At 63.2% G+C, this 14,473-nt stretch carries 12 protein-coding genes; 4 read left to right on the forward strand and 8 right to left on the reverse strand.

What is annotated here, in order from left to right; genetic code table 11:
* Positions 1-6: 6 nt before the first annotated feature.
* Positions 7-1,251 carry an MFS transporter gene (locus tag LB569_RS05125; protein ID WP_224542862.1) on the reverse strand — a complete coding sequence of 415 codons (1,245 nt, stop codon included), beginning with the start codon at positions 1,249-1,251 and terminating at the stop codon, positions 7-9.
* 199 nt (positions 1,252-1,450) lie between these two features.
* On the opposite strand from LB569_RS05125, the gene aspS reads away from it, so the two are divergent.
* A complete protein-coding gene (gene aspS, locus LB569_RS05130) occupies positions 1,451-3,340 on the forward strand; it encodes an aspartate--tRNA ligase (RefSeq protein WP_224691510.1) in 1,890 nt (629 codons plus the stop codon).
* Between the two features lie 116 nt (positions 3,341-3,456).
* Here aspS and LB569_RS05135 read toward each other — a convergent pair whose 3' ends face one another.
* Together LB569_RS05135 and LB569_RS05140 are read right to left on the reverse strand one after the other, a co-directional pair.
* Entirely contained in the window at positions 3,457-4,647 is a 1,191-nt protein-coding gene (locus tag LB569_RS05135; protein ID WP_140706978.1) for a hypothetical protein, read from the reverse strand.
* A gap of 51 nt (positions 4,648-4,698) precedes the next feature.
* Positions 4,699-5,031 (reverse strand): hypothetical protein, encoded by a 333-nt coding sequence (locus LB569_RS05140; protein ID WP_224691361.1) that lies wholly within the window; start codon positions 5,029-5,031, stop codon positions 4,699-4,701.
* On the opposite strand from LB569_RS05140, the gene parC reads away from it, so the two are divergent.
* Both parC and LB569_RS05150 read left to right on the forward strand, forming a co-directional pair.
* The gene (gene parC / locus LB569_RS05145) at positions 4,987-7,239 is read left to right on the forward strand and encodes a DNA topoisomerase IV subunit A (protein WP_224691362.1); all 2,253 of its coding nucleotides are present in this window, start codon (positions 4,987-4,989) and stop codon (positions 7,237-7,239) included. The two genes, LB569_RS05140 and parC, sit on opposite strands and share 45 nt — an antisense overlap.
* Positions 7,240-7,526: 287 nt before the next feature.
* On the forward strand, positions 7,527-8,741 hold the full coding sequence (locus LB569_RS05150) for an AI-2E family transporter (protein ID WP_224691363.1): 1,215 nt from the start codon (positions 7,527-7,529) through the stop codon (positions 8,739-8,741).
* Between the two features lie 9 nt (positions 8,742-8,750).
* Here LB569_RS05150 and LB569_RS05155 read toward each other — a convergent pair whose 3' ends face one another.
* From LB569_RS05155 to LB569_RS05165, 3 genes are all read right to left on the reverse strand, one after another.
* Positions 8,751-9,647 (reverse strand): DMT family transporter, encoded by an 897-nt coding sequence (locus tag LB569_RS05155; RefSeq protein ID WP_224691364.1) that lies wholly within the window; start codon positions 9,645-9,647, stop codon positions 8,751-8,753.
* 134 nt (positions 9,648-9,781) lie between these two features.
* Positions 9,782-10,540: an arginyltransferase gene (locus LB569_RS05160; RefSeq protein ID WP_140706970.1), complete on the reverse strand. Its 759-nt coding sequence runs from the start codon at positions 10,538-10,540 to the stop codon at positions 9,782-9,784.
* Between the two features lie 139 nt (positions 10,541-10,679).
* A complete protein-coding gene (locus LB569_RS05165; protein ID WP_224534211.1) occupies positions 10,680-11,150 on the reverse strand; it encodes an RDD family protein in 471 nt (156 codons plus the stop codon).
* A 211-nt stretch (positions 11,151-11,361) separates the two neighbouring features.
* Here LB569_RS05165 and sthA point away from each other — a divergent pair, with 211 nt between their 5' ends.
* The gene (gene sthA / locus LB569_RS05170) at positions 11,362-12,750 is read left to right on the forward strand and encodes a Si-specific NAD(P)(+) transhydrogenase (protein WP_224534213.1); all 1,389 of its coding nucleotides are present in this window, start codon (positions 11,362-11,364) and stop codon (positions 12,748-12,750) included.
* Between the two features lie 2 nt (positions 12,751-12,752).
* On the opposite strand, the gene LB569_RS05175 is transcribed toward sthA, so the two are convergent.
* Both LB569_RS05175 and LB569_RS05180 read right to left on the reverse strand, forming a co-directional pair.
* Positions 12,753-13,859 (reverse strand): substrate-binding domain-containing protein, encoded by a 1,107-nt coding sequence (locus tag LB569_RS05175; protein ID WP_224534215.1) that lies wholly within the window; start codon positions 13,857-13,859, stop codon positions 12,753-12,755.
* Positions 13,859-14,473, reverse strand: a complete 615-nt coding sequence (locus LB569_RS05180; RefSeq protein ID WP_140706962.1) for a 5-bromo-4-chloroindolyl phosphate hydrolysis family protein — start codon at positions 14,471-14,473, stop codon at positions 13,859-13,861. Before LB569_RS05180 ends, LB569_RS05175 begins: the two co-directional genes overlap by 1 nt.

Below are 14,473 nucleotides of genomic sequence, written 5' to 3' on the forward strand. Positions count from 1 at the left end.
CCAGCGTCATGGCCCTTCCGGACTGTCTGGATCACTATTTCTCCTGGCCAGCCGCGCGAAAATGGTCGAGGTGCGCAACAGGGCGGTGAAGCGGCTGCGCTTGCCGGCCGGCACGCCGGACCGGGCGCGCATGCGGTAGAGGATGACGGCGATGAACACCGCGTAGACCACGGCGCTGAAGGCAAACAGCGCGCTTGGCCCGAAATACTGCATCGCTGTCGAGGCCGCGAAAGGGCCGCCAATGGCGCCGAAGGAATAGAACAGCATCAGGGCGGCGTTGATCAGCACGAACTCGCCGGCATCCGCGCGGTCGTTGGAATGCGCGGCCGACAGCGAATAGAGCGGCATGGCGAAACAGCCGAAGAGGAAGATGATGATGAAGTTGAGCAGCGGATTGCTGCCGGCCACGAACACCAGCGCCAGGGCCGAAAGCATTGCGCAGCAGGTCGTCAGCAACAGCACCCGGCGCCGGTCCCAGCGGTCGGAGAGGTAGCCGAGCGGATATTGGATGATGGCGCCGCCGAATATGCCGACGCTGACGAAAGTAACGACATCGGCGACCGACATGCCGATCTGCTCGGCATAGACCGGCGACAAGGTGCGAAAGGCGCTGTTGGTGACGCCGACGGCGATGCAGCCGAAGCAGCCAAGCGGCGAAATCCGCCAGACGCGCGCCAGGTCGAGCTTGACCTCCTCCGGCGGCGTCGGGTTGGAGCGGTCGCCAAGCGAGACCGGCACCAGCGACAGCGTGATCATGATCGACATGATGGCGAAGATGGTGAAGCCGCCGGCGCCGAAGACGGGAATCAGGAACTGAGCGCCGGTCACGGAACCCGTATCGACCATCCGGTAGATCGCCAGCACGCGGGCGCGGTCATGGTTGCTGACGCCGGAATTCAGCCAGCTCTCGACGATGGTGAACAGCCCCGCGAAACAGAAGCCGCCGGCAAAACGCACCGCGCACCACATCACGGGATCGAGCACCAGCACGAGCAGCAAGGTGCCGACCGAGGCGATCGCGGCCAGTGCCGAAAACGCCCTGATATGGCCGACCGCCTTCATGACGCGGGTGATGGCCAGGCAGCCAAGCAGGAAGCCGGCGAAATAGAAAGTGCCCATCAATCCGATATCCGATGCCGAAAACCCTTCCTGCGCGCCGCGTAGCGCGATCAGCGTGCTCTGCAGCCCATTGCCGCCGAGCAGGATGCCTGCGGCGAGAAGGAGCGGGATCAGCGGGCGGATTGAGGACATGAAGAGGCGATCACGTATCGGTGATGCCTTTTTGAACCATTGCTCTGGTCAATGCCAGCGGCAAATCCTTGGCACGACCTTGCCGCCAGCCTCCTTGCCTTGACAAACCCGGCCTCCCATGCGCTTTTCGCGCAAATTTTCAGGCTGGGCCTTAATGCTTCGGCCTGCCACCTAGCACCCCGGACTTTTGACCATGACAATGCATCGTTACCGCAGCCATACCTGTGCCCAGTTGAGAAAGAGCGACGTCGGCAACTCCGTCCGCCTGTCGGGCTGGGTGCATCGCGTGCGCGACCATGGCGGCCTGCTGTTCATAGACTTGCGCGATCACTATGGCCTGACCCAGATCGTCGCCGATCCGGATTCGCCCGCGTTCAAGGTCGCCGAGACCGTGCGCGGCGAATGGGTGATCCGCGTCGACGGCGAGGTCAAGGCGCGCTTGCCCGAGAGCACCAACGCCAATTTGCCGACCGGCGAGATCGAGATTTTCGCCCGCGAGATCGAGGTGCTGTCGGCGGCCAAGGAATTGCCGCTGCCGGTGTTCGGCGAGCCGGACTATCCCGAGGACATCAGGCTGAAGTACCGCTTCCTCGACCTGCGCCGCGAGACGCTGCACAAGAACATCGTGGCGCGTACGAAAATCATCGCGGAGATGCGCAAGCGCATGGGCGAGGTCGGCTTCACCGAATTCTCGACACCGATCCTGACCGCCTCGTCGCCGGAAGGCGCGCGCGACTTCCTGGTGCCGTCGCGCATCCACCCCGGCACTTTCTACGCGCTGCCGCAGGCGCCGCAGCAATACAAGCAGCTGATCATGGTGTCGGGCTTCGACCGCTACTTCCAGATCGCGCCCTGTTTCCGCGACGAGGATCCGCGCGCCGATCGTCTGCCTGGCGAATTCTATCAGCTCGACCTCGAAATGAGCTTCGTCGAGCAGGACGACGTGCTGTCGACCATGGAACCGGTGATGCGCGGCGTCTTCGAGACCTTCGCCAACGGCAAGCCGGTGACGCAGAAATTCCAGCGCATCCCCTATGATGTCGCCATGCGCAAATACGGCTCCGACAAGCCGGACCTGCGCAACCCGATCGAGATGCAGGCCGTCTCTGACCATTTTCGCGATTCCGGCTTCAAGGTATTCGCCAACATCCTGGCCAACGACCCGAAGGCCGAGGTGTGGGCTATCCCTGCCAAGACCGGCGGCAGCCGCGCCTTCTGCGACCGCATGAACAGCTGGGCGCAAGGCGAAGGCCAGCCGGGGCTTGGCTACATCTTCTGGCGCAAGCCGGAAAACCCGCTTGCAATCACAAACGAAGAATTCAACAGCTTCGAAAGTAACGATGAATTTGCTGTGGCTAGGCGGCAGGAAGAACTCGCTGCCAAGAGTTTGCCTCAATTCGAAGGTGCCGGCCCGCTCGCAAAGAATATTGGTCCTGAGAGAACCGAGGCGATCCGCCAGCAGCTCGGCCTTGCCGACGGTGACGCTGCCTTCTTCGTCGCCGGTGACCCGAAGAAATTCGTTTCTTTCGCGGGCGCCGCGCGCACGCGCGCCGGCGAGGAACTGAACCTTGTCGACCGCGAACGCTTCGAACTGTGCTGGATCGTCGACTTCCCGTTCTTCGAATGGAACGAGGAGGAGAAGAAGATCGACTTCGCCCACAATCCCTTCTCGATGCCGCAAGGTGGCATCGATGCGCTGAACGGCGAGGATCTGCTCGGCATCAAGGCGTTCCAGTACGACATGGTCTGCAACGGTTTCGAGATCGCCTCGGGCGGTATCCGCAACCACCTGCCCGAAACCATGGTCAAGGCGTTCGAGACGGTCGGGCTCGACCGCGCCACGGTCGAGGAGCGCTTTGGCGGCCTCTACCGCGCCTTCCAGTATGGCGCGCCGCCGCATGGCGGCATGGCCGCCGGCGTCGACCGCGTCGTCATGCTGCTGGTCGGCGCCAAGAACCTGCGTGAGATCACCATGTTCCCGATGAACCAGCAGGCCTACGATCTGTTGATGAACGCTCCCTCGGAAGCTTCGCCGCAGCAGCTTCGCGAACTGGCGCTGCGGGTCGCGCCGACCAGGAAGGACGCCTGAGCGGAGCTTCGGGCTTCACTTCAGGAACTTGCTCGAACCGGTTCTTTCGATTCGGCGATCCATCAAAAAGCCCGGCATCGCTGCCGGGCTTTTTTCGTGTCCTGAGATCGTTTCGATCAGTCCTCGTTCGCCTTGACGGTTACGCCGAGCGTCTTCGGCAGGTCGAGCGGGTTGGACATGGCGCCGGCCATGATCAGCGCGAAGGGCACCGATGCCGGCGGCTCGGCCGAGATTTCGAGGCTCTTCGGATCGTCGAGATACTTGCTGACCGCCGCGGTCACCTGGGCCGTCAGTTCCGGATTGTTGAGCTGCGCCATGCCGAACGGCACGATCGCCTTGGCCTGGTTGGCGATGTCCTTGGCCGACATGCCCTGCTGCTTGCCGACATAGTCCAGCACCTTGCCGGTCAGCGAATCGTCGTCGAAGCGGATCGACGCGCTGTTGAACGACAGCTGCTGCAGCAGGCCGAGCATGGCCATGCCTTGCGCCGAATTGTCGGCGCCTTCCGGCTGCGCGGCCATCTTCTTCTGCATTTCCTGCAGCGACTTGATGAAGTCGATCGTGTAGCCGCCGAGGTCGAAGGTCATGCCGAGCGTGCCGGCATTCTCAACGGAGATGTCGTATTTCGACAGTTCCATCTTGCCGTCCGATGGCTGCCAGGTGCCCGCCATTTCGAGATTGCCGGAGATGTTCTGGTAGCCGAGCGCGTTGATGACTTCCTTGGACTTGGGATCGTCGACCAGCGAGAGATCGGCCGTGAACTTCTCCGTATTGGCGGTGAAGTCCATCGCCTTGCCGTCGGCCGGCGGCGTGATCTGGATGGCAAGGCCGTCCATGGAGAAGGCGGTCTTGTCGGCGACCTTGACCGTCATGTTCGACAGTTCGGCGGATTTGTACATCATCAGCGAGCCAAGCGGGCTGGTGGAGCCCTCGGCCGGCACCGTCATGTCATGGATGACGAAGGGGCTGAGATCGAGGGTGACGCCGTCCTTGCTGTGTTCGAAGGCCGAGGTCGACACTGTGCCGATATCATAGCCGCCATTGGCTTCGGTGATGTTCTCGAGCTTGACGTCGCCGATCGCCAGCGCTTCCTTTTCCGCGGCCGGTTTCACCGACACACCCTGCAGCACCATGCTGGTGTTGTCGCCTGTCACGCCGGTCCAGGAGATGTCGACGCCCTGTGCGGAGAGCGCCGCCTTGAGCCGGTCGGCGACCGCTGCATCCTGGGCAAGGGCCGCGTTCAGCGGCAGCGTGAGCAAGAAAGTCGAAAAAGCCAGTTTCTGGAGAGTGGAGCGTTTGATTGTCATCGCGAGGTCCCTGAGTGTGTCCTGAAAATTGTTTTTCAATTCTTTGCGCTGTCACCATTCCGTGACGAACTGGACGGGAAAAAGGCGCATCCCGCCACATTGGTCAAAAATCCAGGCGAAAGGCAAACCCGAACCGACGCCATTGTCCATACCGGTAAATTCGCCATGAAGATCGGGCCGTCCCGCACTGTCGCGCTTGGCAATAGAGACGGCATGTAACAGATTGATGTTGGCCGGCAAGCTTCCTCTTCCGCTTGGATGTTGCAGAACCATGGGATCGAAACGATCGCCAGGCACGCGCCTCTTGCCGCGAATCACCCGCTCGGCTAGGTCCAGCCCATGGGAAAAAGGCTTTTGCCGCCTGACGATGGCGGCGGCGATCATATCGAACCGGTCGATCTGAAGAAGGCGCTGGAAGAGCGCTATCTCGCCTATGCGCTGTCGACCATCATGCACCGGGCGCTGCCGGACGTGCGTGACGGGCTGAAGCCGGTCCATCGTCGCATCATGCACGCCATGCGCCTGCTGCGCCTCAATCCCGACCAGGGTTTCGCCAAATGCGCCCGTATCGTCGGCGAGGTGATGGGCAAGTTCCACCCGCATGGCGACCAGTCGATCTATGATGCGCTGGTGCGGCTGGCGCAGGATTTTTCGATGCGCTACCCCCTGGTCGACGGCCAAGGCAATTTCGGCAACATCGACGGCGATAACGCCGCTGCCATGCGCTACACCGAAGCGCGCATGACCGACGTGGCGACCGACTTGCTTGCCGGCATCACCGAGGACGCCGTCGACTATCGGCCGACCTACAATGAAGAGGACGAGGAGCCGGTTGTGCTCCCCGGTGCCTTCCCCAATCTCCTGGCCAACGGCTCGTCCGGCATCGCCGTCGGCATGGCGACATCCATCCCGCCGCACAATGCGGCCGAACTCTGCGACGCCGCGCTTCACCTGATCGAGCATCGCGACGCGCCGGTGGCCAAGCTGATGGATTTCGTCCAGGGCCCGGATTTCCCGACCGGCGGCATCATCGTCGACAGCCGCGCCTCCATCCTGGAAGCCTACGAGACCGGTCGCGGCGGCTTTCGCGTGCGCTCGAAATGGAGCCAGGAAGACCAGGGCAGGGGCACCTGGAGCATCGTCGTCACCGAGATCCCCTATGGGGTGCAGAAGGCGCGGCTGATCGAGAAGATCGCCGAGCTGTTGATGGCCCGCAAGCTGCCGCTGCTCGAGGATATCAGGGACGAAAGCGCCGAGGACATTCGCGTCGTGCTGGTGCCCAAGAGCCGTTCCGTCGACCCGGGCATCCTGATGGAATCGCTGTTCAAGCTCACCGAACTCGAAAGTCGTTTCCCGCTTAACATGAACGTGCTCTCGCGCGGCAAGGTGCCCAACGTGCTCTCGCTGAAAGGCGTGCTGCAGGAATGGCTGGATCACCGCCGCGACGTCCTCATCCGCCGCTCGAAACATCGCCTCGGCGAGATCGAGAGGCGGCTGGAAATCCTCGCCGGCTACCTGATCGCCTATCTCAACATCGACGAGGTGATCAAGATCATCCGCGAGGAGGATGAGCCCAAGCAGGTCATGATGGTCCGCTGGTCGCTCACCGACACGCAGGCCGAAGCCATCCTCAACATGCGCCTGCGCGCTTTGCGCAAGCTGGAGGAATTCGAGATCCGCAAGGAATTCGATGGCCTGACCGCCGAGAAGACGCAGATCGAGGCGCTGCTGGCGTCCGATGCCAAGCAGTGGGCGACGATCCAGTGGGAAGTCACCCAGGTTCGCGACAAGTTCGGCCCTGAGACCGAACTCGGCAAGCGCCGCACCCAGTTCGCCGATGCGCCCGAGCACGACCTGACCGATATCGCGCACGCCATGATCGAGCGCGAGCCGGTGACCGTCGTTGTTTCGGAAAAGGGCTGGCTCAGGGCAATGAAGGGGCATCTGGCCGATCTTTCGACACTGACCTTCAAGGAGGGCGACAGCCTCAAGCTCGCCTTCCATGCCCAGACGACCGACAAGGTGCTGGTCTTTACCACCGGCGGCAAGTTCTACACGATCGGCGCCGACCGGTTGCCGGGCGGCCGCGGCCATGGCGAGCCGATCCGCATCATCGTCGACATGGACAATGACCAGGACATCGTCACCGCCTTCGTCCACGATCCCAAACGCAAGCTGCTGCTCGCCTCGTTCGACGCCAATGGCTTCATCGTTCCGGAGGAAGAGGTGGTCGCCAACACCCGCAAGGGCAAGCAGGTGATGAACGTCAAGGCACCCGACGAAGCCAAGCGCTGCGTGCCGCTCACCGGCGACCATCTGGCCATCGTCGGCGAGAATCGCAAGATGCTGGTGTTCGCGCTCTCCGAGATTCCGGAGATGGGTCGCGGCAAGGGCGTGCGGCTGCAGAAATACAAGGATGGCGGACTGCTCGATCTCAAGCCGTTCACATTGGAGACCGGCCTGTCCTGGCAGGATTCGGCCGACCGCACCTTCACGAGGTCGCGCGAGGAATTGGCCGAATGGATCGGCGCGCGGGCCTCGGCGGGACGCATGGTGCCGAAAGGGTTCCCGAGAACTGGGAAGTTTGGGTAACTTGGCCCTCTTCCTTCTCCCCTTGTGGGAGAAGGTGGCCTCGCGAAGCGAGGTCGGATGAGGGGTGTTCCAGGGAAGGCCAACGTCTCACTCCGCTGGAACACCCCTCAACCGTCTCGGCGCTGCGCGCCAATCCACCGGCTTGGGCGAGCCACGGGCCTCGCCCGCCCTTCGGGCCCCACAAGGGGAGAAGGAAGAGGCGTTGCCATCACCATTTGGACTATCGTCACGATTGCTGCACTATATCAGTGCATAACTGACCGGATGGGCCGGGGAGAACAGGGCGTTTGAAGGAATCACGAATCCAGAAACCGGAACGGCAGCAGCGCCTGTTCGGGCTGTCGACGCCGCTTCGGTCGGCTGTCATTCCGCCGCTGTCGGCGGCGCGCTGGCTGCTGGTGCTGATCGTTGCCGCCGGCGTCTATTTCTTCCACGGTTTCCTGTTCCCGGTGCTGGCCGCCCTCGTCATCGCCTTCGCCAGCTGGCCGCTCTACCAGCGGATGCTTGCAGGCGTTGGCGGCAACCGCACCATCGCCGCCACCTTGGCCATCCTGTTCATCCTCGCCTTCCTGGTGATTCCGATCGCGCTTGCGGGCACCTATGCCATCAACGAGGTGCGCGAATGGGTCGGCTGGGCGATCGAGACCAACCGGCACGGCGCCACGACACCGCACTGGATCGCGACCCTGCCCGTCGTGGGCGATTGGCTGAACGAGCAGTGGACGACCAATCTCGGTCATCCCGGCGGCATCGGCGAGCTGATCCAGCTGATCAGCGGCGCCAATATCGGCAGCATCTATCGCGGCGCGCTTGCCGCCGGCGGCAGTGCCTTTAGCCTTTTTCTGACCCTGCTGTTCATGATGATCGCCCTGTTTTTCGCCTATCGCGACGGCGAGAATTTCGCCGGCCAGATCGACCGTCTCGGCGAACGCATCCTGCCCACCCGTTGGGAGCGGATCTCGCGCGTCGTGCCGGCGACCATTTCCTCGACGGTGACCGGCATGACCGTGATCGCCATCGGCGAGGGGCTGGTGCTGGGCATCGCCTACTGGCTGGCCGGAGTGCCGTCACCGGTGACGCTGGGCGCGCTCACCGGCGTAATGGCGCTCATCCCCGGCGGCGCGCCATTGTCCTTCACGCTGGTCTCGATCTACCTCGCCGCCAGCGGCTCGCCGATACCGGGGCTGGCGCTGTTCATATGGGGCACGGTCGAGCTGTTCATCGTCGACAAGACCTTGCGGCCGAAGCTTGTCGGCGGGCCGATAAAACTGCCCTTCCTGCCGACCTTTTTCGGCTTGATCGGCGGCGTCAAGACAATGGGTTTTCTCGGCCTGTTCATCGGCCCGGTGCTGATGGCGCTGCTGGTCGCGATCTGGCGCGAGTGGCTGCGCGAGGTGGAACTGGCCGACGAGACGGCCGCCACGTCGGCGGCCGAGATCGAAACCGGCCGGCAGATCGATGTCTTGCCGGAACCTGGTGCCGCGAAGAAGGCCAGCGCCTGATACCGACCTCTACGCCGGATGGTGTACCGCGAGGTCGCTGCGGCGCTTGCGTCCATCATGCAGCTGCCAGAGCGAATGGACGACCAGCGTGACGATCAGGATGCCGCCGCCGATCAGGCTGTTGCGGGTCGGCGTCTCGGCGAAGATCATCCACACCCAGATCGGCGCCAGCACCGTTTCGAGCAGGTAGAACATCGCCACTTCCGGTCCTGATATGTACTTCGGCCCGGCGGCGAGGCAGAAGAACGAGATCGGCATGATGACGGCGCCGTTGAAGACGATCCACCATGGCGCGTTCACGTGAAAGCCTTCGCCGGTCACCATGAAGGCGGCCAGCCCAAGCGGCAGAAGGACGCCGATGAGCGAGGTGAAGCCCATATCCTTGCCGCTGGCGCGCGAAAGGGTGATGGCGACCGCGATGAAGAAGGCCGAGCACAGCGCCATGAAGTCGCCGAACAGCTTGCCGGTGCCGAACGAGCCGCCGACGATGACCAGCACGCCGAGGATCATCACCAGCATCGCCACCATGGTCACCAACTGCGGCCTCTCCTTCAGGAATATCCACGACAGCAGCGCCGCGAACACGGTGTTGAAGGCCAGGATGAACACAAGGTCGGCGGTCGAGGTGTGGAAGACCGCGGTGACGAAGGTGATCGAGGTCAGCCCATAGCATATCGCCACGATCAGCCCGTCCCAGCCGGGGATGAGCGGCGGGGCATTGCGGCTCAGCGCGCGCCAGACCGACCAGATGATCATCGCGGCGATGAAAGTGGTTCCGGTGCGCAGCAAAAGGATCGTCCACGCGCCGCCATCCGCAAGGCGGATCAATGGTATGTCGACAGTCAGTATCAGTCCGCCGAGGGCGGTTATCAAAAGGCCCTTTTGGTGATCGTGGTGAGAGGACATGCAGGAACTTTCGCAATTGAATTGCAGGCGGCGGCCGATCGGCGCAAGCGCGCACTCTCTCCAGCCGAGCGGCTGAAAGACCAGCATCCCCTGTCTTGAAACAGTTTAAGCGTGGATCGAGGGAAAACTCGGCGTCAGACCGCTTCGTTCGTGTAGCGCTCCCAGCCTTTTGGGCCGAGATGCTCCTGCGGCATGAAGCGCATCTTATAATTCATCTTGCGCGAACCATTGACCCAGTAGCCGAGGTAGACATGGGGCAGCCCCATCGCCCTGGCGCGCGCGATATGGTCGAGAATCATGAACGTGCCGAGCGAGCGGCTTTCGAAATCGGGATTGAAATAGGAATAGACCATCGACAGGCCGTCGGCCATCTTATCGGTGAGCGCCACCGCGATGAGTTCACCCTGGCCCTTGCCGGTGATGAAGGTGTCGGGCCCGCGCCGCCGGTATTCGATCACCTTGGTGTCGACATGAGTATCCTCGACCATCATGGCGTAGTCGAGCACCGTCATGTCGGACATGCCGCCACGGCGGTGGCGGGCGTCGAGATAGCCGCGAAACAGCGAATATTGCTCGGTCGAGGGCTCGGCATTGTGCATGGCGCCGACCAGGTCGGAATTGTGCTGCAACACGCGCTTCATGTTGCGGCTGGCGGTGAACTCCTGGGCCAGGATGCGCACCGATACACAGGCGCGGCAGGTCTCGCAGGCGGGCCTGTAGGCGATGTTCTGCGAGCGCCGGAAGCCGCCTTGCGTGAGCAGGTCGTTCATCTCCGAGGCCTTTTCGCCGACCAGATGCGTGAACACCTTGCGCTCGAACTGGCCGTCGAGGTAGGGGCACGGCGACGGCGCGGTCAGGAAGAACTGCGGCGACTGGGTCGGATGCTGCGTCATCGAGCCTTGGAAACACTCCTTCGAATCGCTCTACCTTTGGCTCGGGCGGCGAAAAATTCAACAGGATTGTGAGGGTGAGGTCGACTCAACACCTTCACATTTGCGCTCAAGGGGCTGCGACTTCTCTTGAGGGCCGGTTTTAGCGGTCAGTACGGCTGACGACCGTGCCAAGCAAAAGATCGTGCAGTGTGCGCTTGCGGTCGGAAAACAGGGTGACCAGCAGGACCAGCGGCGACAAGATGACGTTGCCCGCCCAGAACAGCACGGAATGGACCACAGCGGTGAGGCCGTCGATCGGTCGGCCGTCGAGACGGTCGAGGCGGATGCCCATCATCTTCATGCCAGTAGTGGCCTGGTCGGTGCTGCCCAGCGTGTTCCAGATGTAGAGGATGGCGACTGCCGGCACCAGGACGCCGAACAGCATCCAGCCGAGGCCGAGCGTCAAAAGCCCGAGGAAGAACACCAGGATGGCAACCGGAATGCTCAACAGGCCTACGATGAGGTAGTCCAGCAGGAAGGCCAGGATGCGCCTCGTGCGCACGCCTTCGAAAGCCCTGACATCGTCGAGCCGGGTGTTGATGATTTCGCCGTCGAGAACGCGAGCGTTCATGTCATTTCCTCGTAACAGGGTCCGACATAGGGTGCGGACCGCTCGATGATGAAATGGTGAAGGCTCGCGGCGGAATCAAGATCGGGCCTTCGCCGGCTCGCACGGCGGGGCCAGACGGCCGACAGCCCAAGCCTGTTGAATTCGCGGCGCGGATGGCGTTAGCTTGCTGCGGCGCAACAAAATGGGCGCCTAGGGGCAGGGACGGGGACATATGGATTACGACATGCTGGTCATCGGCAGCGGCCCTTCGGGCCGCCGCGCGGCGGTGCAATCGGCCAAACTCGGCAAATCGGTGCTGGTGGTCGACCGGGGCCGGCGTCTTGGCGGCGTCTCGGTACACACCGGCACCATTCCCTCGAAAACGCTGCGCGAAACGGTGCTCAACCTTTCGGGCTGGCGCGAGCGCGGCTTTTATGGACGCGGCTATCGGGTCAAGCAGGATATTTCCGTCGGCGACCTGATCGAGCGCCTGCACAAGACGCTCGATCACGAGGTCGAGGTGCTGCAGCACCAGTTCATGCGCAACACGGTCAAGAGCGCGCGTGCGGCGGTCAAATTTCTCGGCCCCAACAAGGTCAGCCTGACATCGGATAATGGCGACTACAGCGAAGTCGGCTTCGCCAATGCGCTGATCGCCGTCGGCACCCGGCCGCATCGGCCGCGCGACGTGCCCTTCGACAAGGCCCGTGTCTTCGACAGCGACGAGATGCTTGAACTCGACCGCCTGCCGCGCACGCTGACGGTGATCGGCGCCGGCGTCATCGGCGTCGAATACGCCACGATCTTTTCCGCGCTCGACGTACCGGTGACGCTGGTCGAGCCGCGCAACTCGATCCTCGATTTCGTCGACCGCGAGATCGTCGACGATTTCATCCACCAGATGCGGGATCGCGGCATGACGATCAGGCTGGGCAGCGCGGTCAAGGAAATCCGCTCCAAGCCGGAGGCCGCCGAGGTGGAACTGGCCGATGGCCGCACCATCCGCTCCGAAGTCGTGCTCTACGCCGCCGGCCGCACCGGCAATGTCGGCAGCCTCGGCTTAGACGTGGTCGGCATCGAGGCCGACTCCAGGGGCCGCATCAAGGTAGATCCGCAGACCTTTCAGACCAGCGTGCCCAACATTTATGCCGCCGGCGACGTCATCGGCTTTCCGAGCCTCGCCTCCACCTCGATGGAGCAGGGCAGGGTGGCCGCCTGCCATGCCTTTGGCGTGACCTTGCCACCGCCGCCGGAAACATTCCCCTATGGCATCTATGCCGTGCCGGAGATCTCGACGGTCGGCCAGTCCGAGGAGCAGGTGCGCCAAAGCGGCGGCGCCTACGAGGTCGGCGTGGCGCGTTTCCGCGAGACATCGCGCGGCCACATCATGGGCGTCGACACCGGCTTCCTGAAGCTGTTGTTCTCGATCGACACGCGGCGCCTGCTCGGCGCGCACATCGTCGGCGAGGGCGCCACCGAACTCATTCACATCGGCCAGGCGGTCATCAATCTCGGCGGCACTGTCGACTTCTTCGTCAACAACACCTTCAACTATCCGACCCTGGCGGAGGCCTACAAGATCGCCGGGCTGGACGCCTGGAACCGGATGGGGCGGGGGTAAGGTTACCCCTCCATCTGGGCGAGCAACGCCAGCATGACATCGGCCGACGGCATCGGCAGCACCGCCTCGATTTCCGCCGGCCGCACGCCGGCGATGGCGTCGGCATCACCTGCCACGGTGCCGAGCGGCCCGCGGAACCCGTGTTTCGACCAGGCCAGTTCCTGCAGCTTCGGGCTTGTCAGCGCCTCCAGCAACCTGTCGACCGCCGGATCGATGACGATCAGCGGATGCGCCGAGTAGACAGTCGGCCTGGGGTAGAGGATTTCGGGCTTGGCGCCGGCGCCGGCCTGCACCCTTTGCCAGCGTGCGGGATCGGCGAGCGCCCACTCGACCAACTGGTTTTCGTAGCCCACCACCATCGGCTCGGCGCCAAGACCGCCGGCGATATACTGGTCGAACAGCTTTCCCGAGGATGACGACTTCAGGCCCATGCCGCGGAAGATCGCCTTGGCCTGGTCGCCATGCTGGGCAAGCAGTTCTTGGGTCGCCACGTCGCCGCTCATCAGGCTCAGCACCAGTCCCGCGAACATGAAGCCGGAGTTGGAGCGATTGGGATCGGTCGAGACGATGCGGGCACGGCCATAAAGCTCGTCGATGCCGAGATCGGACCAGTTCTTGCCGGCCAGTATGGCGTCGAGCAGAGCCTTGAGATCGAGCTGGTTGTAGCCGCCCTTGGCGGCGACCGTGACCAGGCCGCTCTTCTTCAACCCTTCTACCACCGGCCCCCAGGTGTAGACGACGATCGGCGAGTTGAGCACCACCTGGTCGTTGCGAATAGAGACGCCGTTCTTGCGCGCAAGGTCGACCATGATCGATGAGGAGGGCCACAGGAATTGCGGCTTTTGACCAAGCAGGGCCGGCTCGCGCACCATCTCCACCGAACCGGCGACACGTGCGTCAAGCTCCAGCCCGTAGCCTCCAAGCGCATGAACGACATCGGGATCGGCCAGAAATGCCTGCTTCTCGCCACCGATGAAACCGAACAGATGCGCCTTGTTGCCGAGATAGCCGCGGAACTCGGGACGATCCTTCAGCGTCAGATAGCCGCCGGTGCCGGCAGCGGCGGCACCCAGCAGACCCAGTCCGAAAGCGCGGCGCGAAATGGCCATCAGCGTCCGATATCCTCTTTCAGCGACTCCTGAATGAGTCGCAGGTCGACGTCGAGCGTGCCGAGTTCGCTATCGGCCAGGCTGTCGGCGTAATGCACGAAAGCATCCTGCAGTTTGGTGATCACCGCGCCGACATTGGCAAGCCTGGCCTGGCTCGGTGCGCGCCGGTTGGCCAGCGTCGCGTATCCTTCCGCCACTTCCGCCGCCTGGGGCACGTAGTAGGTAAGGAAACGCCGCACCGAGGGCGCGGTTTCCGGCTTCGTCTCGACCTTGGCAATCACATCGGCGGCGATGTCGGACAGGTTCTTCACCTTGGCCTTCATGTCCTTGTCGCCGATCGACCCGGCCGCTGCCGACAGCCGGTCCGCGGCTGGCTGCGCCTGCGCCAGCAGTTCGCGGGCGAAGGCCACCTTGCTGCCGCTGAGCGTGGTGAGGTCGAGCCCCTCGAAAAGCTGGCGCGGCGCCAGCACGAACACCAGCCCGGCAAAGACGAGCGCTGCGACGACGGCCGACACCAGAAACGGGAAATGGGTGTAGAAGCTCAGCCCCAGGAGAAGTGCGGCCGAGACGGCGCCTGCCACGATCCAGTTCCAGTCATTGCCGAAGCCGCGCAT

Source organism: Mesorhizobium sp. BH1-1-4, from assembly GCF_020165665.1.
Taxonomy (GTDB): domain Bacteria; phylum Pseudomonadota; class Alphaproteobacteria; order Rhizobiales; family Rhizobiaceae; genus Mesorhizobium.

Bases quoted from the DNA above. Each gene is read 5' to 3' on its own strand.
- LB569_RS05125 (WP_224542862.1), bottom strand. From the start codon at position 1,251: ATGTCCTCAATCCGCCCGCTGATCCCGCTCCTTCTCGCCGCAGGCATC.
- LB569_RS05140 (WP_224691361.1), bottom strand. From the start codon at position 5,031: ATGATCGCCGCCGCCATCGTCAGGCGGCAAAAGCCTTTTTCCCATGGG.
- LB569_RS05175 (WP_224534215.1), bottom strand. From the start codon at position 13,859: ATGGCCATTTCGCGCCGCGCTTTCGGACTGGGTCTGCTGGGTGCCGCC.
- LB569_RS05165 (WP_224534211.1), bottom strand. From the start codon at position 11,150: ATGAACGCTCGCGTTCTCGACGGCGAAATCATCAACACCCGGCTCGAC.
- LB569_RS05160 (WP_140706970.1), bottom strand. From the start codon at position 10,540: ATGACGCAGCATCCGACCCAGTCGCCGCAGTTCTTCCTGACCGCGCCG.
- sthA (WP_224534213.1), top strand. From the start codon at position 11,362: ATGGATTACGACATGCTGGTCATCGGCAGCGGCCCTTCGGGCCGCCGC.
- LB569_RS05155 (WP_224691364.1), bottom strand. From the start codon at position 9,647: ATGTCCTCTCACCACGATCACCAAAAGGGCCTTTTGATAACCGCCCTC.
- LB569_RS05135 (WP_140706978.1), bottom strand. From the start codon at position 4,647: ATGACAATCAAACGCTCCACTCTCCAGAAACTGGCTTTTTCGACTTTC.
- LB569_RS05180 (WP_140706962.1), bottom strand. From the start codon at position 14,473: ATGCGCGGCTTCGGCAATGACTGGAACTGGATCGTGGCAGGCGCCGTC.
- aspS (WP_224691510.1), top strand. From the start codon at position 1,451: ATGCATCGTTACCGCAGCCATACCTGTGCCCAGTTGAGAAAGAGCGAC.
- parC (WP_224691362.1), top strand. From the start codon at position 4,987: ATGGGAAAAAGGCTTTTGCCGCCTGACGATGGCGGCGGCGATCATATC.